22 protein-coding genes and 1 pseudogene are annotated in these 20,737 nt (G+C 58.5%); 13 read left to right on the top strand and 10 right to left on the bottom strand.

The features are described 5' to 3' along the window. Positions 1–55: 55 nt before the first annotated feature. Entirely contained in the window at positions 56–1,216 is a 1,161-nt protein-coding gene (locus B4V04_RS01190) for a hypothetical protein (protein WP_271932968.1), read from the top strand. A gap of 42 nt (positions 1,217–1,258) precedes the next feature. Here B4V04_RS01190 and B4V04_RS01185 read toward each other — a convergent pair whose 3' ends face one another. Together B4V04_RS01185 and B4V04_RS01180 are read right to left on the bottom strand one after the other, a co-directional pair. Then, positions 1,259–1,813: a peroxiredoxin gene (locus tag B4V04_RS01185; RefSeq protein ID WP_205252795.1), complete on the bottom strand. Its 555-nt coding sequence runs from the start codon at positions 1,811–1,813 to the stop codon at positions 1,259–1,261. Positions 1,814–1,914: 101 nt separating this feature from the next. Continuing rightward, complete coding sequence (locus tag B4V04_RS01180; protein ID WP_205252794.1) at positions 1,915–2,259, bottom strand: winged helix-turn-helix transcriptional regulator; 345 nt, start codon at positions 2,257–2,259, stop codon at positions 1,915–1,917. A gap of 78 nt (positions 2,260–2,337) precedes the next feature. On the opposite strand from B4V04_RS01180, the gene merA reads away from it, so the two are divergent. Continuing rightward, the gene (gene merA / locus B4V04_RS01175; protein WP_498228539.1) at positions 2,338–3,792 is read left to right on the top strand and encodes a mercury(II) reductase; all 1,455 of its coding nucleotides are present in this window, start codon (positions 2,338–2,340) and stop codon (positions 3,790–3,792) included. 3 nt (positions 3,793–3,795) lie between these two features. Here the strand turns inward: merA and B4V04_RS01170 are convergent, their stop codons facing one another. Then, entirely contained in the window at positions 3,796–4,350 is a 555-nt protein-coding gene (locus B4V04_RS01170) for an ArsR/SmtB family transcription factor (RefSeq protein WP_205252792.1), read from the bottom strand. Between the two features lie 131 nt (positions 4,351–4,481). Here B4V04_RS01170 and B4V04_RS01165 point away from each other — a divergent pair, with 131 nt between their 5' ends. Continuing rightward, positions 4,482–6,758: a heavy metal translocating P-type ATPase gene (locus B4V04_RS01165; RefSeq protein ID WP_271932964.1), complete on the top strand. Its 2,277-nt coding sequence runs from the start codon at positions 4,482–4,484 to the stop codon at positions 6,756–6,758. Here the strand turns inward: B4V04_RS01165 and B4V04_RS01160 are convergent. Continuing rightward, on the bottom strand, positions 6,755–6,961 hold the full coding sequence (locus B4V04_RS01160) for a heavy-metal-associated domain-containing protein (protein WP_205252790.1): 207 nt from the start codon (positions 6,959–6,961) through the stop codon (positions 6,755–6,757). The two genes, B4V04_RS01165 and B4V04_RS01160, sit on opposite strands and share 4 nt — an antisense overlap. 132 nt (positions 6,962–7,093) lie before the next feature. Between B4V04_RS01160 and B4V04_RS01155 the strand changes: the two genes are divergently transcribed. From B4V04_RS01155 to B4V04_RS01145, 3 genes are all read left to right on the top strand, one after another. Then, positions 7,094–7,309, top strand: a complete 216-nt coding sequence (locus B4V04_RS01155) for a DUF8129 domain-containing protein (protein WP_144928047.1) — start codon at positions 7,094–7,096, stop codon at positions 7,307–7,309. A 123-nt stretch (positions 7,310–7,432) separates the two neighbouring features. Beyond that, the gene (locus B4V04_RS01150; RefSeq protein WP_205252789.1) at positions 7,433–8,431 is read left to right on the top strand and encodes a DUF6610 family protein; all 999 of its coding nucleotides are present in this window, start codon (positions 7,433–7,435) and stop codon (positions 8,429–8,431) included. Positions 8,432–8,507: 76 nt separating this feature from the next. After that, positions 8,508–8,855 (top strand): DUF8013 domain-containing protein, encoded by a 348-nt coding sequence (locus B4V04_RS01145; protein ID WP_271932963.1) that lies wholly within the window; start codon positions 8,508–8,510, stop codon positions 8,853–8,855. Between the two features lie 92 nt (positions 8,856–8,947). Here B4V04_RS01145 and B4V04_RS01140 read toward each other — a convergent pair whose 3' ends face one another. Further along, positions 8,948–9,103, bottom strand: a complete 156-nt coding sequence (locus B4V04_RS01140) for a hypothetical protein (RefSeq protein ID WP_271959273.1) — start codon at positions 9,101–9,103, stop codon at positions 8,948–8,950. Positions 9,104–9,257: 154 nt separating this feature from the next. Between B4V04_RS01140 and B4V04_RS01135 the strand changes: the two genes are divergently transcribed. The 3 genes from B4V04_RS01135 to B4V04_RS01125 all read left to right on the top strand — a co-directional run bounded on the left by B4V04_RS01135 (position 9,258) and on the right by B4V04_RS01125 (position 11,614). Further along, a complete protein-coding gene (locus B4V04_RS01135) occupies positions 9,258–10,187 on the top strand; it encodes a M78 family metallopeptidase domain-containing protein (protein ID WP_271932962.1) in 930 nt (309 codons plus the stop codon). Between the two features lie 112 nt (positions 10,188–10,299). After that, a complete protein-coding gene (locus B4V04_RS01130) occupies positions 10,300–11,118 on the top strand; it encodes a hypothetical protein (RefSeq protein ID WP_271932961.1) in 819 nt (272 codons plus the stop codon). Positions 11,119–11,290: 172 nt separating this feature from the next. Further along, complete coding sequence (locus tag B4V04_RS01125; protein WP_271932960.1) at positions 11,291–11,614, top strand: DUF6788 family protein; 324 nt, start codon at positions 11,291–11,293, stop codon at positions 11,612–11,614. A 72-nt stretch (positions 11,615–11,686) separates the two neighbouring features. Here the strand turns inward: B4V04_RS01125 and B4V04_RS01120 are convergent, their stop codons facing one another. Continuing rightward, complete coding sequence (locus B4V04_RS01120; protein WP_271932959.1) at positions 11,687–12,097, bottom strand: helix-turn-helix domain-containing protein; 411 nt, start codon at positions 12,095–12,097, stop codon at positions 11,687–11,689. A gap of 1,030 nt (positions 12,098–13,127) precedes the next feature. Between B4V04_RS01120 and B4V04_RS01115 the strand changes: the two genes are divergently transcribed. Further along, positions 13,128–14,453, top strand: a complete 1,326-nt coding sequence (locus tag B4V04_RS01115; protein ID WP_271932957.1) for an orc1/cdc6 family replication initiation protein — start codon at positions 13,128–13,130, stop codon at positions 14,451–14,453. A gap of 426 nt (positions 14,454–14,879) precedes the next feature. Here B4V04_RS01115 and B4V04_RS01110 read toward each other — a convergent pair whose 3' ends face one another. Next, positions 14,880–15,548 (bottom strand): DUF7509 family protein, encoded by a 669-nt coding sequence (locus B4V04_RS01110; protein ID WP_271932956.1) that lies wholly within the window; start codon positions 15,546–15,548, stop codon positions 14,880–14,882. Between the two features lie 112 nt (positions 15,549–15,660). On the opposite strand from B4V04_RS01110, the gene B4V04_RS01105 reads away from it, so the two are divergent. After that, entirely contained in the window at positions 15,661–16,053 is a 393-nt protein-coding gene (locus B4V04_RS01105) for a winged helix-turn-helix domain-containing protein (RefSeq protein WP_271932955.1), read from the top strand. A 302-nt stretch (positions 16,054–16,355) separates the two neighbouring features. Beyond that, the gene (locus B4V04_RS01100; RefSeq protein ID WP_271932954.1) at positions 16,356–16,787 is read left to right on the top strand and encodes a TRAM domain-containing protein; all 432 of its coding nucleotides are present in this window, start codon (positions 16,356–16,358) and stop codon (positions 16,785–16,787) included. 88 nt (positions 16,788–16,875) lie between these two features. Here the strand turns inward: B4V04_RS01100 and B4V04_RS01095 are convergent. The 3 genes and pseudogenes from B4V04_RS01095 to B4V04_RS01085 form a co-directional block, all read right to left on the bottom strand. Next, positions 16,876–17,557: pseudogene (locus tag B4V04_RS01095) on the bottom strand (RNA polymerase subunit sigma-70). Positions 17,558–17,760: 203 nt separating this feature from the next. Further along, positions 17,761–18,312, bottom strand: a complete 552-nt coding sequence (locus B4V04_RS01090) for a DUF7970 domain-containing protein (protein ID WP_271932953.1) — start codon at positions 18,310–18,312, stop codon at positions 17,761–17,763. After that, a complete protein-coding gene (locus B4V04_RS01085; protein WP_271932952.1) occupies positions 18,309–19,262 on the bottom strand; it encodes a ParA family protein in 954 nt (317 codons plus the stop codon). The genes B4V04_RS01090 and B4V04_RS01085 overlap by 4 nt, the downstream gene beginning before the upstream one ends. 890 nt (positions 19,263–20,152) lie before the next feature. Between B4V04_RS01085 and B4V04_RS01080 the strand changes: the two genes are divergently transcribed. After that, positions 20,153–20,734 carry a DUF7342 family protein gene (locus tag B4V04_RS01080; RefSeq protein ID WP_498228537.1) on the top strand — a complete coding sequence of 194 codons (582 nt, stop codon included), beginning with the start codon at positions 20,153–20,155 and terminating at the stop codon, positions 20,732–20,734. Positions 20,735–20,737: the final 3 nt, after the last annotated feature.

Raw genomic sequence — 20,737 nt, 5'->3', positions numbered from 1 at the left:
GGCGCGTGATGAGAGCGCCGTCGCTGGTGACGAATTCAATTTCGAGGTGATTGCAATGAAAGACCCAGAATCCAAAACCGTATTCGCTGGCGTCGATGGACGAACCGATACAGAACTACCTGACTGGTACCGCAGGAAGAAAACGGTCGACGAACCGAGAACCTTCGCCGAGGCGATTCGTGACCTCCCGCAGGCCGTCGAGACAACAGTCGCATACTGGAATCCCTACTCCGACGAGTGGGTCGAAACGGAGCGCTTCAACGCCTTGGTCGAGCCGACGAGAGCGCGCGACCACGCGACAGACGATGAGCCCGACACAGACCCACTATTTCACGTCCCTACGGACAGTTACGCGATTATCAATCCAATCGACGTCTACGGGCCGTTGGAGGAGGTCCTCCGCGAGGAGACCATCGACGAGACGCCGCTGGGCGAGGTGATGTTCGGCGAGATTCGGCGCTACCGGGGCGGCGGCGAAGTCCATATGGACATCATGTTCGATGGCCTCGAGGTGCGCCTCCCCGGCCGGTCGGACCCGATCACGATGGGCGTCACGTCGGGGTACGACTTCTTCGGCGAGCACGCCGTCTACGTGGAGGGGTTCGCCCAGGACGGGTACTGTTCGAATACGATGCGCTCGCTCACCGACAAGGAGGTCATCAAGCATGTCGGCGACGTGCGGAACTTCCGGACCTGGTGGGAGGAGATCCTCGCACAGGTCGAACTCGTCGCCGACGACCTCTTCGAGTTCATCCGGGACGCCCAGGACATCGACCTCGACTTCTCGGAGCTCCCGTTCACCGTCACCGAGTTTTACAGCCTGCTAGGATTCCCGGACTATCTCGCAGAGCGTGCTGCCGAAGATGCCGAGGCGAACGCAGCGTCGCCGTTCGAAATCGATATGTGGACACTGCACTCCGGCGCGACATACGCGCTCACCCACTTCTTCCAAGGCAAGGAGGGTGCGTCGCTGGACGGCTACGTTCGCACGGCCAACGACATCCTGTTCAACCCAGAGGGCACCATCGAGCGGGTCGAGCGAGCCTACGAGGAGCAGTTGGAAGCGGATGGCGATGATGGGTCGCAGGCGTCGCTTGCCGGCGAGCGGGCGCTCGCGTGCATCGAGCGCGTCAACGATGATCTACAGGAGAAGGTCGACCAGTTCGAGGAGCGTGAGGATGCGCTCCGTGAGCGGTTCCAAGATGCGATGAGCTGATTGTCGGAGCGGCGTTCACTGAAACGATCCTCAAATAGCAGTTTACGTGAGAGGTTCCGGTTCCTCGTTATATTCGACTACTAATTCGACATCCTCAGGACCGAGTTCATCGCGTTCCGCTTCCAGCGTCTCAAGAGCGTCTTTGACAGGGAAGAAATCCGGCTTCTCGAGTGCATCTTCTGTCGCCCAGGCGTATCGAATCGTTTGCTCGGAGTCGATAAGGAACACGGCACGCTGCGGGACGCGCTCGTGGTTCTCCCATTCGTCATAACAGACATCATACGACTCGGCAACCCGCCCGGAACTATCACTAAGTAGCGGGAAATTGAGGCCGTATTCCTCGGCGAATGCTCGATGGGCGTAGACGCTGTCACCTGAAATTGCCCAGACATCGAGCGCCGGCGTCAGCTGAAACCACTCTGCATCGCGAATCGCACACAGTTCGTTTGTACAAACAGGACTGAAATCAAACGGGTAAAATACCAGCAACGCAGCCCGATCATCCGCAGTTGTCTCATCCAGGCTGTACTCGGTTTGTTCTCCGTCACGGAGACCTGGAAGAGTAAATGACGGTGCAGACGCTCCCTTGTTTATCATGCGTCACAGTAGCACACGAAGAAAGGATAGTCTTGGGGCTAACACCCCCACCTGAATGGAGGAGCCTCAGATGTGGGATGAAATTCACTGGAGTCCGTACGTCAGGAGTTCGCCGTCGCCCACTCAAGAAGGGGTTCTAATCTCGAACGAATCTCATCCCCCTCATCAGTTAGCGTGTATTCGACGCGTGGCGGAATTTCGTTGTACTGCGTCCGTGAGACGAGTCCTGCTTCCTCGAACTCGTCGAGGCGTTTCGAGATTGTCGACGTGCTCGCTGTCGGAAGGTGGTCTTCGATCTCCGCGAACCGCAGTGAGTCGTGTGCGCCGATGATGCTGACGAGTTGCATCGCGTATTTTCGGCTCAACGTGTCGATAACTCCTGTGAGCGGGCAGTAGCACGTCCCGTCGATATCGCACGCGGGCGCCGATGAAGTAGTATCTGCCATAGCTTCGTGGCCTCCAACCTACTCCATAGCTTCGGACTCTGGAGTATAAGAACTTCCTGTCGTAAAGTATCGGTATAGATGACTCACACCTCCGACTATGATCTCGTGATTCTCGGTGGGGGCGCCGCAGCCTTCGCCGCGATCACTGAAGCAAGCCGGCGGGACCTCTCGACGGCGATGGTGAATACGGGCTTGCCCATCGGCGGGACGTGCGTGAACGTCGGCTGTGTCCCGAGTAAGCATCTGCTCGCCGTCGCCGAGAGTAGTGCTGCAGCGTCGGAGAACCCCTTCGACGCCGTCACATATCCCGAAGAGCCGACTGTCGACTGGGCCGACGCCCTCGACGGCACCGGCGAACTCATCGAACGGTTCCGGCAGGAGAACTACGTCGACGTCGCTGAGCACTTCGAGACCGACATCTACGAGGGGTACGGCCAGCTGGTCGACGATACGACCATCGAGGTCGTCGACGGCGCCGACGAGGGCGCGCGCATCACTGGGGAGAAAGCGCTCGTCGCGACCGGCAGTTCACCGTGGGCGCCGCCCATTGACGGCCTCGACGACGTTGACTACTACACCAGCGAGACCATCCTCGAGGAGCGCGACCTCCCCGAGAGCATGGTGATGCTCGGTGGCGGGTACATCGCGCTGGAGTGGGGCCAGATCCTGCACCGCGTCGGCGTCGACGTGACGGTTCTCCAGCGCTCCGATCACGTGCTCTCAGATATGGAAGGTCAGCTTGGCCGGGAGATGCAACGAGCCTTCAACGAGGAAGGAATCGACGTCGTGACCAGTAACGACTTCCAGCAGGTTCAGGATGTGGCTACCGACAGTGGTGCTGACCCTGGTCAGAAGGGCGTCGCGGTGGAGACTGTCATCGAGGGCGAGAAGCAAGCGTTCACCGCCGAGGCGTTATTCGTCGCGACCGGCGTCCAGCCCAACAACGAGGACATCGGCTTGGAAGCAGTCGGCGTCGAGACCGAATCCGATGGGGCGATTCGCGTCGACGAGCATTTCCAGACGACCAATTCCGACATCTACGCGGCGGGGGACGTGATCGGCGAGCCCGAACTGGAGACGGTCGCCGCCAAGGAGGGCAATCACGCCGTCAAGAACGCCTTCGGGGACGAGGGGGTCAGCATCGACTACGACGTAGTGCCAGCAGTTGTGTTCACCAGTCCCGAGGTAGCAGCCGTTGGGACAACTGAACGCGAATATATGGACGAACACGGTACCTGTTCCTGCCGGACGGTTCAGATGGAAGATGTCCCTCGGGCAAAGGCCGTCAAGAACACGGATGGACTCGTCCAGGTGGTGAAGCACCACGAAACCGACGAGATCGTCGGCGTCCACATGGTCGGGCCGCGTGCCGCCGACATGATCATGGAAGCCACGCTGGCGGTGAAGTTCGGACTGACTGTCGACGACATCATCGACACCGTCCACCCGTTCCCGACGTTCAGCGAGGCGTTCAAACACGCCTGCCAGGCGTTCCGTAGGGACACATCGACGATGAGCTGCTGTATCGAGTGAGCGTCAGTCCTCGGTCGAGAACACATCGTCGAGCGTGCCGCTCTCGCCTAATTCGATGAGGGCACGGTTCAGGAGTTCGCGAACGATGAACTCCTCGTAATGCTGGGTGTCGCAGTACTCGCAAGGCTTCATTTCGCGGGCAACCGCCTCAATCTCGGTACCGTGGTCCGCATACAACGTCTCGATGAGGGCAGTCAATTCTTCGGACGCGGTAGACTGCGCCTGCGCGAGGTTATTGTCGGCGCCTTCCGGAAGATCGTAGGAGAAGACTCGCGTGTTCGACTTGTAGTACTTCCGTGTCCCTCCACCAGCCTCTTCCAGACGAGCGATTTCCACCATCCCCGCATCCTTCAGGACGTTCACATGGTGACGCACTGTCGTCTCGGCCTTCTCCTCGCCGCGACGGTGCAACTCGTCGTGGATCTCCTCGATCGTCATTTCATCGGTCGCGAGCATATCGAGGATCTTCGCCCGAACGTCGTTCTCCAGTGCCTTCGCTTTCTCCGGATCCGTCGTCACGACTTCACGAATCGGCACATCAGATTCGAGGAGCGCCATTCTTGTGACGACATAAGCGGACGACAATAGTAAGAGTGACGCCACTCTCCCGACAGCAGTATTAGTATCTCGAAACCGCTATAACTTTTGTCGTAATGGTTATCCGCGTCGCACGATAACCAACAGGCAAGATGGGAACGACACACGAACAATTCAACGTCGGGGGGATGTCCTGCTCGTTCTGTGCCGAAAGCATCAAAAAGGCCTACAGCCGGACCGACGGCGTCGAAGACGTCGACGTGAGCCTCGCCCACGAGGAAGTTCTCGTCGAATACGACGACGACCTGCTGAGTGAGGTCGAGGTGAAGGACACGCTCCGGGATCTCGGGTACACCATCCGCGACCCGGACAAGGCGAAGCGGTACGAGCAACAGCAGGCCGAACTCGCCGACGGGAAGCGAAGCCTCCTCCTCGCCGGCGGTGCATCTATGGTAGTCGCTGCCCTGATGGGGTGGATGATTCTCGTGAAGGGACGCTTCGAGTCGGCATCGCTCGCGATGGATCTGGTGACGCTGGGGCTGGCGCTCGGGACGATGTTTGGCCCCGGACGGTATATCAAACAGAAGGCGTTCCAGAGCCTGCGCCGGGGGATCTTCAATCAGCACGTGCTCCTGGAAGCGGGCGCGTTCGCCGGGCTCGTCGGCGGACTGCTTGGCCTGTTCGTCTTCCCGAGCTTCCCGACCGTCCACTTCTTCGCCGTCTCCCTGTTCATCACCACCTACCACATCCTCTCGGAGTACACCAGCCTCATCGTCCGTACACGGGCTTCCCAAGCCGTCCAAGGCCTTCTCGACCTCCAGCCCGATACGGCACGCCGTATCGGTGATGACGGTAACGTCGAGGAGGTCCCGGTCGACGACCTCGACATCGGTGATCAGGTCCGGGTCAAGCCCGGCGAGAACATCCCCGTCGACGGCGAGGTCGTCGAGGGTAAATCCACAGTCGACGAGTCGGTTGCCACCGGCGAGTCCATCCCCGAGGAGAAGGCCGAAGGCGACGAGGTGATCGGCGGCAGCGTCAACGAGACCGGGACGCTGCTCATCGAGGTAACTGCAACCGGCGAGGACGCGTTCCTGAACCAGGTGGCCCGCGAGATTGAGGAGGCGCAGGCGATGAAACCCGGCATCATTCAGCTCGCCGACCGCGTCCTCAAGTACTTCGTGCCGGGCGTCTTGACGATCGCTGCTTTCTCGTTCCTCTTCTGGGTGATCGCACCGCTCGCGTGGGGCGGAGGTCCGAACGTCCAGCGCGGGGCCTTCGCGGCGCTGGCCGTCCTCGTCCTCGGCTATCCGTGTGCGCTCGGGATGGCGACGCCGCTCGCCCTCATCCGGGGCGGCGGAAAGGCCGCGAACCGCGGCATTCTGATGCGCTCCGGCGACGCCTTCCAGATCTTTCCCGACGTCGACCACATCGTGCTGGACAAAACTGGCACCATCACCGTCGGCGAACCCGCCGTCAGTGAGGTCGTCGCGTTCGACACCGACGAGGTGGATGTACTCACGACTGCGGCCAGTGCAGAGGCCTTCTCCGAGCATCCTCTCGCTGATGCGATCCTCGAGTTCGCTGACGAGCAAGATGTCGAGTACGCAGATCCCGACGCCTTCGACTCCGTGACCGGCAAGGGCGTCCGGGCAACCGTGGCCAGCGACGGCGTGCTGGTCGGGAAACCGGGATGGCTTAGCGACGAGGGAATTGACCTGTCGAAAGGGGGCGACGACATTGAGCGACTCCAAAGCCGCGGCCTCACCGTCTCTGGGGTCGTCCGTGGCGGTGACCTACTCGGTCTGATTGGTATCGGTGACGAGGTCAAGAGCGACGCCGTTGCGACCATACAGCGGATGCGAGACGCCGGCATCACGCCCGTGATGATCACCGGCGACAACGAACGTACCGCACAGGCGGTCGCCGAGGAGGTTGGCATCGACCGCGTCATGGCCGACGTGTTGCCCGACGAGAAACGCGAGGAGATCGGTCGCCTGCAGGAAGCCGGCCACCGCGTTGCGATGGTCGGCGACGGCATCAACGACGCCCCCGCACTCACGCAGGCGGATATTGGGATTGCCATCGGCGCTGGGACCGACATCGCCATCGAGTCGGCGGATATCGTCCTGATGGGTGACCGGCTTGGTGGCGTGATGGACGCCTACGAGATCGGGAAAGAGAGCTACCGGAAGACCCGTCAGAATCTCGCGACGGCGTTCGCCTTCAACGGCGTCGGCGTCGCCGCCGCGACCACGGGGCTCGTTCACCCGGTGTTCGCGATGCTCGCAATGGTGCTGTCCGTCTCAGCCGTCCTCGCCAACAGCTTCGCTGGTCAACTCCTCTCCGGCGAGGGTGTCAACACCGAATTCGCTCTAAAAGAACGTACCGACGGCGAGCGGGAAGACGGTCGAGTGACGGCCGATTAAGCCACTACGTCGTAGCCAGCCTGTTCGATTGCCCCGTTCACATCGTCGTCTGCGACTCCATCCTCAAGGACCACGTCGACCGTGTCAGCTTCGTGGTCGGCCTCAACCCGATTCACACCATCGAGGTTTCGCAGGGCGGTCTCCACGTTCTGTTCGCACCCGTTGCACGACATCCCGGTGACTGAGATAGTCTTTCGCTCCATACGGGCCTGTAAACACTCGCTGGGGATGACCATTACGGTAACTATTGTATCGGTTTCATCCCTATTAGAGGTAGAGCGTTATCGTCCGGAGAGTTGTTTGTGTCGGCCCCAAAGGGGTGGAGGCTCTTCGAGATGGAGACTACTGACGACGAAGAGAGTAACGAATTCCCTCCAGAGAAGCGTCTGGAAGCACCGAACACACGCCTGATCAAGGCCGGTATCGCGACGATCCCGGATATGGAAACCCTCCAGGAGTGCGTTGCCTACGAGAACGCCCATCAGAATCGGACGCAGATTCTGCGCCGGCTCAAGTGGAAGGCTGAAGAGCTGCGTGAGGACGAAGAGTAAGCTCTGTTATTAACCAACAAGCTCCGCGTGGGTTTCCCCATTGTTGGTTAACAGACTGCGCCTCGGTTTTTCAGGCCCCTGAAGGGGCGCGGGGCGGCCAACAGCGGCCTCGTGACGCCAATCATGTCCCTCGTGAGTACAGACTCCAGAACGGCTAGCGACATCGCTGCCGCCAGACAAGCCGACATCGTGGCGTTCCTCCATCGAGCCCCGTTCACTCTGGATGCCTATAAGCTCGGTTTCCTTCCCGGCTTTCGGGAGGACTGCGGGTATCAGGAGAACCAATATCAGAATCTCACCCTCCCCGTCGGGATGCTTGACAACGACTTTCGGAACCCCGATCTGGATCGGTTCGTCGATCGGTTCTTCGAGCACGAACCACAGGTCGGCGTCATCGGCGACATCTACGAACGCGGCGACGTCGATGACCACGTCGCTGCTGCTCGTGAGATTCAGGCCAGCTATCCCGAGGCCGAGCTCATCATCGTCCCAAAGTCCCAAGCGGTGATCGACGCAATTCCCAAGGATCTCGTTCTTGGCTATTCGCGTGGGTACGCCGACCGGTTGGCCCACGAGTTCTCTGATCCGGCCGACTGGCGCGGTCGGCGCGTCCATATCCTCGGCGGGAGCCCACCAAAACAACTCGAAGCCATCCGACAGCTGACCCGGCCGACACTCACCGACGAGCCACCAGCCGACATTGTGGGCGTCGACTGGAACGGGCTACATCGCGGCGCGCAGTTCGGGGAGTTCTGGACGGCTGACGGCTGGGATGATAGTGGCCGTGACGCCTCCCACGTCACAGTTCGGAAGACAGTCCGACACAGTCTCGCCCGCATCAAGGCCTTCTGGCATTCTCACGGTGTCTGGCCCGACTCGACACTACATAACGACACTCTGGAAATCGAGTACGAGGGGCCGTCACCGACCGATCTCGAGAGTGCTGCGTGTACCGACTGCGGAGCGAACGTCTGGACGACCCGGCGCGGTCCCTTCGTCGCCGAATACGATACTGGCGCTCTCTGTGGCTACTGCAGCTACGACTGCTATTTCGCGCACCGGCATCGAAACACCCTCGAGGAGATCGCCGGCGAGCAGAGCGTCTACCTCCCACCTGCGTGACGCTACGAGTTGGTTTTTCGCGCCCCGGAGAGGGCGAGGGCTCGATCCAGAAAGCCCTCCGAGAAGGTGATTTTCCGTGAGTCAACAACAGCGCCCGAACGATGTCTCGATCGACGATATTCCAGTCGACGTATCGAACACGCAATCAGGCGAGGTCGACCCTGCTGAGGTACCCGAGGAAATCCAGTCGATCACTCGTGGACTCGCAAGCGAGCAACCGCCGACGAATCCGCTCGTCGTCCTGAAGGCCGCCCGCTGGTGGTATATACATGGTAAGGGCGGGACCGATCCCGCGTTCCAGTGGGCGATCGAGTGGGCACGACACCTCGCGACGGACACGCCGAGCGATGTCGACCAGTTCGATTCGTTCCTCGAATATCTCGTCACGGTCGGCTTCGCTGACGAGAAGGCAGCGCTCCGATAACCAGATCCCCCCATTCACACCGAGGGGGGCTGAACGGACACGACCACACAAGCAGTGCCGACAACGAGTGCAGCGGTCCGAGCAAGACCTCCTTAGAATCGGTAGCAGGCGACGTCCTCGCCACCACAGGTCGGACACGTCTCAGTATCTGCCGAGAGGGTCGTGCCACAGTGGCGGCACTCATACAGCGTGGCCGTGACGGCCGTGCTGGTTCCAATGACCCCGCGAAGCACATCGACGAATCCCATGCTCTCGACGGTATTCTCGCACCGATTGTTAATCCCAGCCTCCGATAGCGGCCCCGATATCCCTCTCAGGAGCACCGTCGTTTGTTGTGCGCCCCCGAGGGGTGCGGCGCGTCTGAACTGACGCACTCGCCGTGAACTCGATTCGGTGAATACAATGGCTACAGCCAGTAACTCGTCGGTCTCGTTCGATGAGACTGACACGCGGCACGACGAGATGCACAGTACCATCGAAGCCTGGATCGACGAGCTCGTCGACGACGTCGACGAGGCCCAGGCCAGCGAGGAATTTCAGGAGTGGCTCGACGTCCAGAGTCGCTTCCACGACTACTCCCATCGCAACACGCTGCTCATCAAACTCCAGTGTCCCGAAGCGACGAAGGTCGCCGGCTACAACACCTGGCGGAACGAGTTCGACCGGTACGTCCAGGAAGGCGAACAGGCGATCTGGATCTGGGCACCGATCATCGCGAAGCAGTGCCCGGAGTGCGAGAACTCGCCCAGCTACCACGAGGACAGTGAGTGTGAATACGACGAGACGCCGCCCGAGGAGTGGTCGAAAGGACTCGTCGGATTCAAACCCACAGCTGTCTTCGACGTGTCCCAGACCGACGGCGAGCCGCTTCCCGAACTGGAGACGGAGGCAACCGGGGAAGCCGAGGACCTGGTTCCGACACTGACCGACGCAGCGTCGGACCTCGGCGTGACGGTTCGTATCGTCGAGGCCGACGACTGGGAGCATGGTGACGCGATGGGCATCTGTGAGGACCGGAGCCTCCATGACCTCCAGCCGGTCGTCAAGGCGAAAGCTCGCGAGAATCAGGCCGACCTCGCCGTCACGCTGATTCACGAGTACGCTCACGCACTACTGCATTTCGACGTCGACGACGACACCGAGCGAGCGAAACGCGAAGTCGAAGCGGAAGCCGTCGCGTATATCGTGGGTCGGTTTCTCGGACTGGACACGAGCGGGTCGGCATTCTACCTCGCCGCGTGGGAGAACGACGATGCGGAAGTGATCCAGGATCGGCTCGGTCGGATCAGTTCGACCGCCCAGGAGATTATCGGGACGGTCGCCGAGGGCTGAACTCGTGGTCCCTTCCAGTTAACCAACAGTCGAACGCTAATACGGGTCTTCGTTGGTTGCGTTTATCAGCGCCCGCCGAGGGGCGGAGGCGCACTCCCGTCTCCATCGACCCATGACCGACCAGTACCTAACTACCGTTCTCAAGGAGGCGGAGCGAGTCGCAGAACACCACGACCAGATCGCCCAGTCGACCGACCATCCGGAACACGAGTATCTCCGGTACGCCGTGCTCCGACTGCTCGAAGGCGAGGCAGACGAGGTGTCGATGGACGTGCCGCAGATCGACGGCGTGACCGTCGGATACGGAGAAGACGATGCGATGTTCGACAGCTGGGGCGACCACATCGAGTGGTGGGAGACCGTTCCGCTGCAGGAGGAGTGTACCCGCTTTCGAATCTTCTACCCCGACGAGTACGAGACCGTTCCGCAGATCATCGTCGACGTGATGGCCGCCCTCGGGGCGTGGCGTGTCTGGAGCGGGAGTGCTGCCGCCTGTGGCTCCTACAACCATCGCGAGCGTCGGGAAGTCCAGTACCTGTGGCCGGAAGGCCATCCGGTGGAGGAAGTGCTCCACGAGCGGCTCAGTGGCCCTGCGGAAGCCGTCGCTCCGGACGGTGGCCGAACGGGCGACGTTCGCGACCGGATGGTCGTCACGGAGCACTCGACCCAGACCGACGGCCTCGAGCCGCGAACCAGACGCGCCGTCGACGAAGAGATGGCCGTCTCGCTGCTCGAAAAAGGTGGCCGGTACGAGGTCCAATCAGCATCGGGGAATCGATACGAAGTGGATGTGATCAGCGAGTCGTGTACCTGCCCAGATTGGCGGAAACGAACGCCCGAGGGCGGCTGTAAACACCTCCGGCGAGTCGATCACGAGATCAAACAGGGGCAGGTCCCACGACCTGATGGTCGACTCCCCTCGAACTCGTAGGATCGCCCAGCGTTCGAGGATCCTCGGAGGGCTGTAACATCAGACGAAACTCATTGATAGAGAGTTTTGAGTAGTGTTACAGCTGCTGTAAGACCGTTGTGAGCGGTTGGTTACGGATTTAACCAACAAAACTATGCTCCTTGCGTTTGTGTTGGTTAACAGAGATCGGCCCATGTCCTACGAGCCACCGACGCCCCCAGCGGACCTCCCCACCGACATCATCGACACACTCAACGAGTATTCACCCGAGCTGCTCCGAGACGTTGCCCGCTATGCCGAGGACCTCGCCGAGTATCGCGAGCGCGAGGCCCGCCTTGCCGAAGCGGACGAGGAAGACGAGATCGACGAGCGCCCCGACGATCTTCCCGATGACGTCCCCTCGAAAGCGACGATCACGATCAAGGAGATCAACGACAACCGCTACTACTACTGGCAGTGGCGGGAAGGCGATCGCGTCAAGTCAAAGTACAGATCCCCAGTGAATCCGGACGAGTAGACGAATAGTACCTCAGTCGGATGGCCAGTTGTTCGGAGGACACCCCATCTGCGAAGTGAAAGACGGAAGCTGTTAGCGCTCTGGTCGCGGAGCAGTCTCGTATCGTTTGATGTCGTCGGTCTTCTCCACTCGGTCGTAGATCTCTCGGAGCGTGTCTTGTGCCCGGAGGAGCTTGTGCTCTGCGAGGAACTGCCGACCACTCTCGCTGATCCCGTAGAACTTGTACGGTAGGTCGTTCTGCCGACGGTCCTCGGGTAGGAGCACTTCCTCGACGATGCCGGCGTCAACGAGCTGCTGGAGGTGCTGACGAATCGTGGTCTGGCTCTTGCTCGGGTTGACGTAGTCGAGTTCCTTCAGCGTCGGCAGTTCCGCCGGATGCCCCAGGATGTCCTGGAGGAGCACGAATCGCGTCTCCTGGGTGACGACGTTGAGCCGCTCTCGAACGGACTCCAGGTCGCCTGGTGTGTGGTCGGAAGTACTCATTACCACAGCATTCGAATAATGCATAAAAAGCGTTTCGCTCAAATACGCATCGGTTTGAAGCGAATTGACTGAATCGACTGGCTGTGTACGGTAGCATTGCTAATACAGGGGACCAGATATCGAGATCTCTGAACCCGATCGAGTAGCTAGGGAGACGCACCCCTATCGACTTGTTCAACGAAACCACCTGCATGCGGAGGGTCACCTCTATCGATTTGTTCAGCGGGAAGTCATCCACGGAAGACCAGTATCGAACCAATAGAGAGAAGATTCCGAAATTGAGCACGGAGTCGGCTCTATACGTGATCAGCTGCATCTATCGCGACCGTGTCGACAGGACCACACACCCACCCCTATCGATTTGTTCTGGCGAGTAAGGGTGGGGAGGGGAGAGTTGATCACGAGAAACTCACGAGAAGATGGCACATCAGGATGAGGTCCTTCGACCGGATCGGTCTTTATTAGCTCGATTCTTACTGTATTCGGTAGATGGGATGGGTATTAGACAAATCGATAGGGGAGAGTGTAGAGTAGTTTGCCGGGGAACAGAGGGAATGACAAGACGTCCCGCCATGGTACCTATAAGATGTCCAAACCCGCTCTTTATCTCCTGATTTCTCAATCCATATTCATATACTAAATCAGGAGGGAAATGAAGGGCAGGCATGTCGTGAGAACAAGTCGATAGAGGTGCGTTCTACTAGCTAGCTAGTAACTATAACTAGAAAGAAGAGAAAGAGAAGGTGAAAGCAGCTCTCGATTCCGTGCTAATCGTGACGTAGATGGAGCGTTAGTCCGTTCGGGATTTCTCTCACCCCCACCCCTCCTTTGTGGTTAGAACAAATCGATAGAGGTGAGAGGGTGTTAGAGAGTCCTATTGGATTGGTTGAGGCGAAGAGCTCCTAACAAATCGTCGGAGGTTGTGGGATACTCCGGTGTAACCCTCTAATACACCGGATCTGACCGTCGTACCGGTAGAAAAGAAATCGACAGGGGAATCTTTTAGTATCGTGGTAGAGTGAGGTCCGGTATGCCAACGGATCGTGGTCCCGAGGAAACCCCCGAGTCCACGGGTTCTATCAAAGATCTCATTCTCGAGCAGGAAGAAGCCGCGAGTCTCATCAAGAACCGTTATCTCCTTGAACCGAACGAAATCGTCGATGAAGAACGCATCGTCGGTCGTGACACCCAGCTCACCGATATCACTCAGCACCTTCGCGTCGCAATTAGTAACGAGCGGCCGCCGAACCTTCTCCTCTATGGCCCCTCCGGGACCGGGAAATCTCTCATCATCAACGCTGTCTGCCAGAACATCGTCGAACTCTGCGAAAGTCGTGATATCCGGTTCGGCGTCATCCAGATGAACTGCCAGAATGTGGGAACCCTCGGTGCAGCCGTCTACGAACTTGCGCGAAAGGTGGCGAGCGACATTGGAACGACTGTCGATGTCCCAGAACACGGGGTTCCAAACAAGAAAAAATGGCGCGAACTCTATCGTCTGATAAACGACCACTACGATACAGTCGTGTTCATTCTCGATGAACTCGACATGCTCGTCGGTCGTCGCGATAAGGATGAGCCAGCCTTTTCCCGTCTTCTCTATCAACTCTCTCGTGCTGGAAGCACCGATGATATCACCGCCCAGGTCTCCGTGACCGCCATTACTAATGACACGAAGATGATGGAGAGTGTGGGGAGTCGCGCTCTCAGTTCGTTTACCCCCGAAGACGTTCACTTCAGTGACTACGACGCCAACCAACTCCGGGAAATCCTCTGGGCTCGAGAAGACGCTTTCCACGAGGATGCGCTCAGTGACGACGTCATCCCGCTCGCAGCAGCATTCGCCGCGCAAACCAATGGGGACGCCCGAAAGGCGATAGACTTGATGCGAACAGCGGGATCGATCGCAGAAAAAACAGGTGCAGATAAAGTCCGTGAGGAGCACGTTCGAGAGGCCCAAGATAAGGTCGAGAAGAACCGCGTGTTAGAGGTAACTCGTGGAATTAGTACGCAGAAGAAGCTCTGTCTTTTCGCAACTGCAGCTGTGGCCCGTGAGGCCGGAACTGGTGCAGCGAAGAGCCCGATTGGATACCGGGTATATCAGTACTTGACGGGTACCCTAGATTCGGATCAGTACCACCAGGAAACGTACGTGAACAAGATGAAGGAACTCACGACGTATTCGCTAGTTGAGACAGAACGGAAGAGTCAGGGGCCACACTCGGGCAGCTACCTCGAGTTCACGTTTGGTGAGAATCCGGAAACCATCATCGAAACGCTCCGAGAAGATTCGCGGCTAGACGACGTCCACGATGACGAACTCCGTACCGTCGTGAACGCACAGCTCAATCAGTAGGTTGTTCCTCGAACAAATCGATAGGGGTGAGGGTGTTATCGATGATTCAGATCCATCGGTGACAGTAACAAGTCGATAGGGGTGGGTCTACAGATCATGGTGGTTGCTCACACAACAAATCGATAGAGGCGACCGCCCAGGAGATCGCGTCACCGATTTTCTGGAGGGTTCAGTGATGCCGCCATCGGATCTTGCGGACCCTACACACTGTTTTTCCTGAGTGGAGACCCTCCTCTACGTCTATGTCTTTCGAGGCTTCTGATGGAAGGACATCGCGAAATATACACAGGAGCGGCAACATCGGCTCGGCAGCCTCCGTTCGATTCAGGAATCGGCGATCAGCGGGGACCGCTCATCTCTCTTGTCAAGTGCTGCTCCCTAGCCGGTGTAGTTCATAGATGCCTGTTCCGCCTGCACTGGACGGAATCATTCCAAACGCTCAAGCGAGCCATAGAGCTCTTCGTTCTGAATGTGGGTACAGAACTGCGCGCACAGTCGGCAGCAATCTGCGGCATCGGTGAACGTCCGGACGCTGGCGTCCCAGCGCGCGTGGACTGCCCCGAGCATGGCGCTTCGAACCGATGGTTCGGTCGCGACCATCACCCGTCGCGTGCGCTCTGGTGGGGTCGCGTCAGTCGCCGGCCCCTGCATCCCGTCTGTTGACAGTAAATCCTCGAGGACGCTCCCGATCTCGATCCCGACGCCGAGATTATCGCCGACTTGTGGGGCGATGAAAATCGTTGCATTGCTAGCTTGTGCGAAGGCAATACTCTGTGTGGCAGCATCCATCTCATCGAGCGATATTCCGACGTCAATCGCGAGGAAGGAATTGAAGCCACGGTCGCGAAGACAGTCCCGTGTCTCCTGGAGGAGGCGCAAGACCTCATCTTCGGCGTACTCGCCACTGGTCTCGTCCCACGTCGCAAACGATGGGGCGTCGGTTTCGACATCCGCGTCCGCCGGTAGCAGCGCGTCGACGTCGAACGTTCGGTACGGCCCCATCAGATAGACGAGAAACTGTTCGCGCCGGGCTGGAGTGAGGGCGTCCGAATCTTCAGTGGCCCGGGAGAGATTGTCGATAATCCGTTGCCGCATTCGAGTCGTCGATTCGGAACAGTAGTATATAAATATCGGTGTTCTCAGGAATATTCTAGTAGAGAACGACTAAGTATGTGGCGTCCCAACTCTCGAACCGAGGCATCCCTCAATGTCCGAAACCGATCGCCAGCCAACAGAGGACGTTCGCCAGCCGGAGCCGCCGCTCCCTGAAGAGAGCGGGCTGACGCTCGAGGAGTATCTCACGATGCAACAGGCGATCGGCCACCCGACGCGGTTTCGCATCCTGCGAACGCTCGTCGCCAACGAGGAACTGAGTGCTGCCGATCTCAAGGCCGCGGTCGATGTCGAATCCCACAATTTCCACTACCACCTCGACGAACTGGTTGATGTCGGCCTCGTCGACAAGCGCCAGCGACGGACCGCCGACAGCCAGGGCTTTTACACGTACTATCGGCCGACAGCAATGGGACGCGGGATCCTCGAGCATGGTGTCGAGGAGCTGATGCGGCGTGAACGTGAGTTCAACGACGCCTATTCGTAAGCTGTCGTAGGGTTCTTTGCCCCCTGTCAGCGATCCTGTTACCCTTCGATATCTTCGCTGCGATTACCGTACCTCATAGTATTAACCAACAACTACGGTTTTTTGAGTCGAGATGTTGGTTAATTCTCTTTCGACGTGACGTTTTCAGATCCCATGTGGCCGTACGAACAAGAACACATCTTCTCACGTTCAATCGCGGTAGAACGGTGACTTCACCGCACTACCCGTCAATACAGGAGGTCGCTGTCTCGTGCCGTTTCCATGGAGTTAAGTTCTCTACCAGCCGAGTATTGGACCATCGAATGGTCGAAATTCCGGACTCGCTTCGCTCTGTTTTCAGCGCGACTGTTCACGAACGGGACGGGACATACGTTGTCGAGGTTCCGTCCGGGGAGCTCAATCATGACGCTGTCTCCCTCGGCGAAACGTATCGGATCTCTGTCTTCGACTCACCCACGACGGCGCAGGACGAGCACGAGCCCGCGTCCGCAGATCGTGCCCAATCTGACCGACAGCGTGGATCTTCTGGGCCGCCGGTTGAGGAGGGCGAAATTCGGGACGTGACAATTGAGACAATCGGCGACCAGGGTGATGGAATCGCGAAAGTTGACCGTGGATACGTTGTGATCGTTCCTGGTGGCCAACCCGGTGATGAGCCGACCGTCGAAATCGAGCAGGTTCAGGAGAACGTTGCCTTTGCCAGCGTCGTTGATATTGATCCGCGGGCTCTCTAAGCTGTTTCACTGCAGCTGTTCGATCTGATCAGACAGATACTGCTGGAGTGCCGTGACTGTCTCAACAGAGACAGCCGATGCCCCGAAATCACTCCGAGAGCCATGCTTGAGATCCTCGCTCTCTAGTGACACCGAGATCGAGGTCGTCGTACATGCGGTCAAGCATCGCGAGCGCCGACTGGAACTGCGCGTAGTGCTCGCGCATGTACTCGATCGTGTCTTCGCGCGGTATAACCGGGTAGCCTTCGACGTCCTCGATTTCGAGTGACGGCTGTGGATCGAGTACGATCTGCAGTGGTCCATCGATCTCGTCGCTGGGCTGGCGCTCGAAGGTGGTTGGTAGCCCGAACGATTCGAAGAACGTCTTCCAGGCGTCGACATCCTGCTCGCGAACAGCGATGAAGAGCGGGTAGTCGTCGGGTTCGCGGCTGACCTGGTAGCCGCCCTGAATCCAGACGTAGATGGCGTCGATCCGCGTGAACGCGAACGGCCAGTCACCGAACTGCGGGATGATGTATGCCTCCTCGATGGAGGGTGGACTCACGCCGGCGCTTGCCGCGACCAGCTCGCGCGCGGCTTCTCTCACGCGCTGGTCGACAACAGAGAGGCCGTCGTCATAGTGGACGTAGGTCTGCGTCTTCGAGACGGTTGACGGCTTGTCTCACCGTCTCGTACGGTCTGTGGAGGTGCTGAGCGAAACGCCGGCTGGAGTCACCACTTTTGATGGCGAGGATGACCTGGGCTGCCATGTCGTCGAGCACCTCGTACATCTGGTGGTTACCAATAATTCGGTAACAATTGAAAGCCTTACTAGATAGTTGGTTAGAGCGTATCTGGCTGAGTTCCACCACTCAGGTTTCACTTCATGAACGACTGGACCGTTCGTCTACAGTGTTGGCAAGGGTATGCTCACAAGTCTGTATATTGACGACGTCAAGGAACAGTTCGAAACCGAATACGGAAGCACATCGGTTCAGTTGTCATACTGGATGCCCCATTCTTCAGCCATCTCGAAGATGTCATCGAGGTGTGCGAGGCCGTACACCATCGCGAACTCACGGAGATCGGCCTTTGTGATATTCGTGCCATAGCGGTCCTCGAACTCGGTTTGGGCCTTCCGGACAAGGTTGTCGACGTCCGGGTTGAGTTCGAGCGTGGTCCGGTCGCGTGCCGTCGACGTTCCATCTCGCCACGTCGCGTAGGGGACTGGCGGCGATTCGGAGTGATACTCCGGCCGCATGAGTGCTCTCGCGAGCCGCTCGTTCGAGTACCTGCGGCCGGACTCAAGGTCGCTAATGTAGTCGACTCTGGTCTCGGATTCCTGTCCGCTACCGGCCCCACGTAAGTCGTCGCGCCTCGTAGTACTCGACGCCTGCCCAGTGGTGTTGTTGGTCGATTCGTCGTCCTCGACAGGCTGCGTGTCTTCTATGTCCATCTCTACTGATTCGTCGGCTTGAGTGTCGTCGCCTTCGTCATCTGCGTCCTCGAACGGGTTCTCCATATCGCCGCCTGACTCGAAGCTCATTGTGACACCTCAGCGGCGTCGGGACCGCCAGTCGTCAGCTGGGAGAGGTCGACTTCTCCCCAGATGTCGTTTCCGTGGAATAGATCTTCTCGCGGCCACCCCCCATTAGGAAGGTCTTGGCCCGCGCGATGGTAGATGTACGATGCGAGCGTGCGGAACTTAGGCATGATGTCCGCGTTGTAGTCACGGATGCGGCCGTCCTTCAGCTGAGAAAACACCGTCTCGTAGTTCTCCTCAGCCTTCTCGAACGCACCGAGGTTCTTGAAGTAGACTGGAGCCGGATACTGCTCGTGAATCTTGGTGAGGTACTCTTTGTGAATCTTCTTTCCGACGTCGACTTTCGATGGAACGACACCGCTTAGTGTGATATTGATATCCATCTCATCGGCGAAGTTGCGGGCGCTGTCTTCGACGCCGGCGATGCTCTCGATGCCGCCGCGCGTGGGTTCGGCAGGGATGAGGATGTTGCGGGTGGCGTAGAGGGCGAGATAGTAGCCTTCGTCGGCTTTCGCGTTCGGGTCGACGAGCATGACGTCGTACTCGTCCTGAATGTCGTTGTCTTGGAGGACTTGGAAAAAGCGTTCGTATCGGGGGTACTCCCACTCGGGGGGTTTGGACGCTTCGAGGTAGTCGGCGTGTTGGTCGAGGCGTTGGTCGACGCGGTTGAAGCGTTTGTGTGAGGGAATAACGTCGATACCGTCGTCGGCCGTGCGGATGAGGTCGCGGAACGGCCCTTTGCCCTGGTCGATAAGGTGCAGCGTAAGGTCGTCGGCGTCGGGGTTGTGTTTGTCTTCGTCGACGCCAAGGTAGTTCGAGACGCTTCCATTTTGGGCGTCGAAATCCGCGATGAGGACGTTGAGACCGAGTTCGGCGTAGGCGGCGGCGAGATCTCTGGTGATCGTGGATTTGGATTGGCCACCACTCTGGTTATAGACCGTTATTGGTAGCATGTACGCACCATCATTCGCATCGATAATAAGAGTTAGTCAGACACACGCCACATTACGTACTGTAACAATTACAGACCACGCCTTGTGATCATACTGTACGTTCATAATGAGTGTTCACAATGGACGTTCATAACGGACTGCCACAACTGATGTATGTGGGTGAGTGAAGCAAAATTCGCCGGACGTCGGCACGCTAGGCAGAACAAGGTCGGGCCGTCGACCATTCTTCTCCCTCGATACGGCGAGAATCATTCAGCTACATCAGGTACCGACGCTCTGCATAGAACTCGTACCGTGATCGACGGGGTTCAGATGATCTCCCAGCCAAGTTCCCAGCTCCGTAATCAGTCGTGAAGATGTCAAGAAAGGCCATCCGCTATCTCCCTTGGACGGTTGATTCCCTGAGTTCGCCGAAGAAGACTACACTCTCGCGGCGTTGCGGGGGCGGCAGAAAGTGTGATCTCGCCAATGTGGTCAATACAACCGTGGCGTGATCTCGCCAGGAATAGATGACACGAGTGGGAAGGACAATCGACTCAGCCCCAGTATTTCCCGATTTAGCTTTGACAATGAATCGGCAACCGCCGGTTGCGATTTTGGTATAGCGGCATACGATTTATTATTGACTCATATTCGGTTATTAGTGAGTAGAACCCCTCTATCGCAGGAATATAGGAGATGAGACTTCTGTCACTGGTGGTCCTGATTACGCCGGTAATCACGACCACTTTGAAGTGCCCCGCCGCCGTCGGTGAAGCACGAATGCTGCAACCCCCTCACAACGGCGCTTCCCCCGGGGTAGAGCCGACAAGACCGGGCTCCGAGTTTGCTCTGACTCTCCTCAGCCGAGGTCGAGGCGATGGCGAAGAAGCGCATTCGATATAGGACTAATGACCTCAATCTATATTAAGACACAGTCCGAAGGGTGTTGTATGACCGAAGACGAATCGAACTCCGAGGGCCTGATGGAACGCCAGACCACGGGTGAAGACCGCGTGCGGATGGTTGCTCGGCAGCTGTCGGAGCCGCGGACAGCCAACTGGATCGCTTCCGAAGCGGGCTGGTCACACGAACCAACTAAGCGCGTCCTCGAACGGCTCGTCGACGATGGCATCCTCCATCGTGACGAAAGCGGTACTCACACGACGTATTACCCTGATTATCGCCGCCAAGCGATGCAGGAGGCGATGCGTCTTCGAGACAGCGGCCACACTGTCGAGGAGCTCACGGACCGTCTCGCCGATATGAAGACCCAGATTCGCGACTGGGAGGACGAATTCGGCGTTGAGTCACCGAACCAGCTTCGCGGGACGCTCGCTGACGAGTCCCTTGACGCTGAGGAGGAAGATAGTCGCCGTGAGATTGCCCGTGAGTGGGAGCATCTTCAGCGGCGTATCCAGATCGTTGGGTTCGCCATCCGAGAATGGGACTTCCTCGCTCCGACAACAGAGCCTGCCGAGGCCAGTAGCTGACGG

The organism is Halorubrum sp. B52, from assembly GCF_059752555.1.
The sequence above is the reverse complement of the archived record's forward strand: the minus strand, read 5'-3'. Positions and strand labels throughout refer to the sequence as shown.

Bases quoted from the DNA above. Each gene is read 5' to 3' on its own strand.
- merA (WP_498228539.1), top strand. From the start codon at position 2,338: ATGACTCACACCTCCGACTATGATCTCGTGATTCTCGGTGGGGGCGCC.
- B4V04_RS01165 (WP_271932964.1), top strand. From the start codon at position 4,482: ATGGGAACGACACACGAACAATTCAACGTCGGGGGGATGTCCTGCTCG.
- B4V04_RS01135 (WP_271932962.1), top strand. From the start codon at position 9,258: ATGGCTACAGCCAGTAACTCGTCGGTCTCGTTCGATGAGACTGACACG.
- B4V04_RS01090 (WP_271932953.1), bottom strand. From the start codon at position 18,312: ATGAGCTTCGAGTCAGGCGGCGATATGGAGAACCCGTTCGAGGACGCA.
- B4V04_RS01185 (WP_205252795.1), bottom strand. From the start codon at position 1,813: ATGATAAACAAGGGAGCGTCTGCACCGTCATTTACTCTTCCAGGTCTC.
- B4V04_RS01100 (WP_271932954.1), top strand. From the start codon at position 16,356: ATGGTCGAAATTCCGGACTCGCTTCGCTCTGTTTTCAGCGCGACTGTT.
- B4V04_RS01155 (WP_144928047.1), top strand. From the start codon at position 7,094: ATGGAGACTACTGACGACGAAGAGAGTAACGAATTCCCTCCAGAGAAG.
- B4V04_RS01180 (WP_205252794.1), bottom strand. From the start codon at position 2,259: ATGGCAGATACTACTTCATCGGCGCCCGCGTGCGATATCGACGGGACG.
- B4V04_RS01110 (WP_271932956.1), bottom strand. From the start codon at position 15,548: ATGCGGCAACGGATTATCGACAATCTCTCCCGGGCCACTGAAGATTCG.
- B4V04_RS01125 (WP_271932960.1), top strand. From the start codon at position 11,291: ATGTCCTACGAGCCACCGACGCCCCCAGCGGACCTCCCCACCGACATC.
- B4V04_RS01120 (WP_271932959.1), bottom strand. From the start codon at position 12,097: ATGAGTACTTCCGACCACACACCAGGCGACCTGGAGTCCGTTCGAGAG.
- B4V04_RS01080 (WP_498228537.1), top strand. From the start codon at position 20,153: ATGACCTCAATCTATATTAAGACACAGTCCGAAGGGTGTTGTATGACC.
- B4V04_RS01105 (WP_271932955.1), top strand. From the start codon at position 15,661: ATGTCCGAAACCGATCGCCAGCCAACAGAGGACGTTCGCCAGCCGGAG.
- B4V04_RS01160 (WP_205252790.1), bottom strand. From the start codon at position 6,961: ATGGAGCGAAAGACTATCTCAGTCACCGGGATGTCGTGCAACGGGTGC.
- B4V04_RS01115 (WP_271932957.1), top strand. From the start codon at position 13,128: ATGCCAACGGATCGTGGTCCCGAGGAAACCCCCGAGTCCACGGGTTCT.
- B4V04_RS01140 (WP_271959273.1), bottom strand. From the start codon at position 9,103: ATGGGATTCGTCGATGTGCTTCGCGGGGTCATTGGAACCAGCACGGCC.
- B4V04_RS01150 (WP_205252789.1), top strand. From the start codon at position 7,433: ATGTCCCTCGTGAGTACAGACTCCAGAACGGCTAGCGACATCGCTGCC.
- B4V04_RS01190 (WP_271932968.1), top strand. From the start codon at position 56: ATGAAAGACCCAGAATCCAAAACCGTATTCGCTGGCGTCGATGGACGA.
- B4V04_RS01085 (WP_271932952.1), bottom strand. From the start codon at position 19,262: ATGCTACCAATAACGGTCTATAACCAGAGTGGTGGCCAATCCAAATCC.
- B4V04_RS01130 (WP_271932961.1), top strand. From the start codon at position 10,300: ATGACCGACCAGTACCTAACTACCGTTCTCAAGGAGGCGGAGCGAGTC.
- B4V04_RS01170 (WP_205252792.1), bottom strand. From the start codon at position 4,350: ATGGCGCTCCTCGAATCTGATGTGCCGATTCGTGAAGTCGTGACGACG.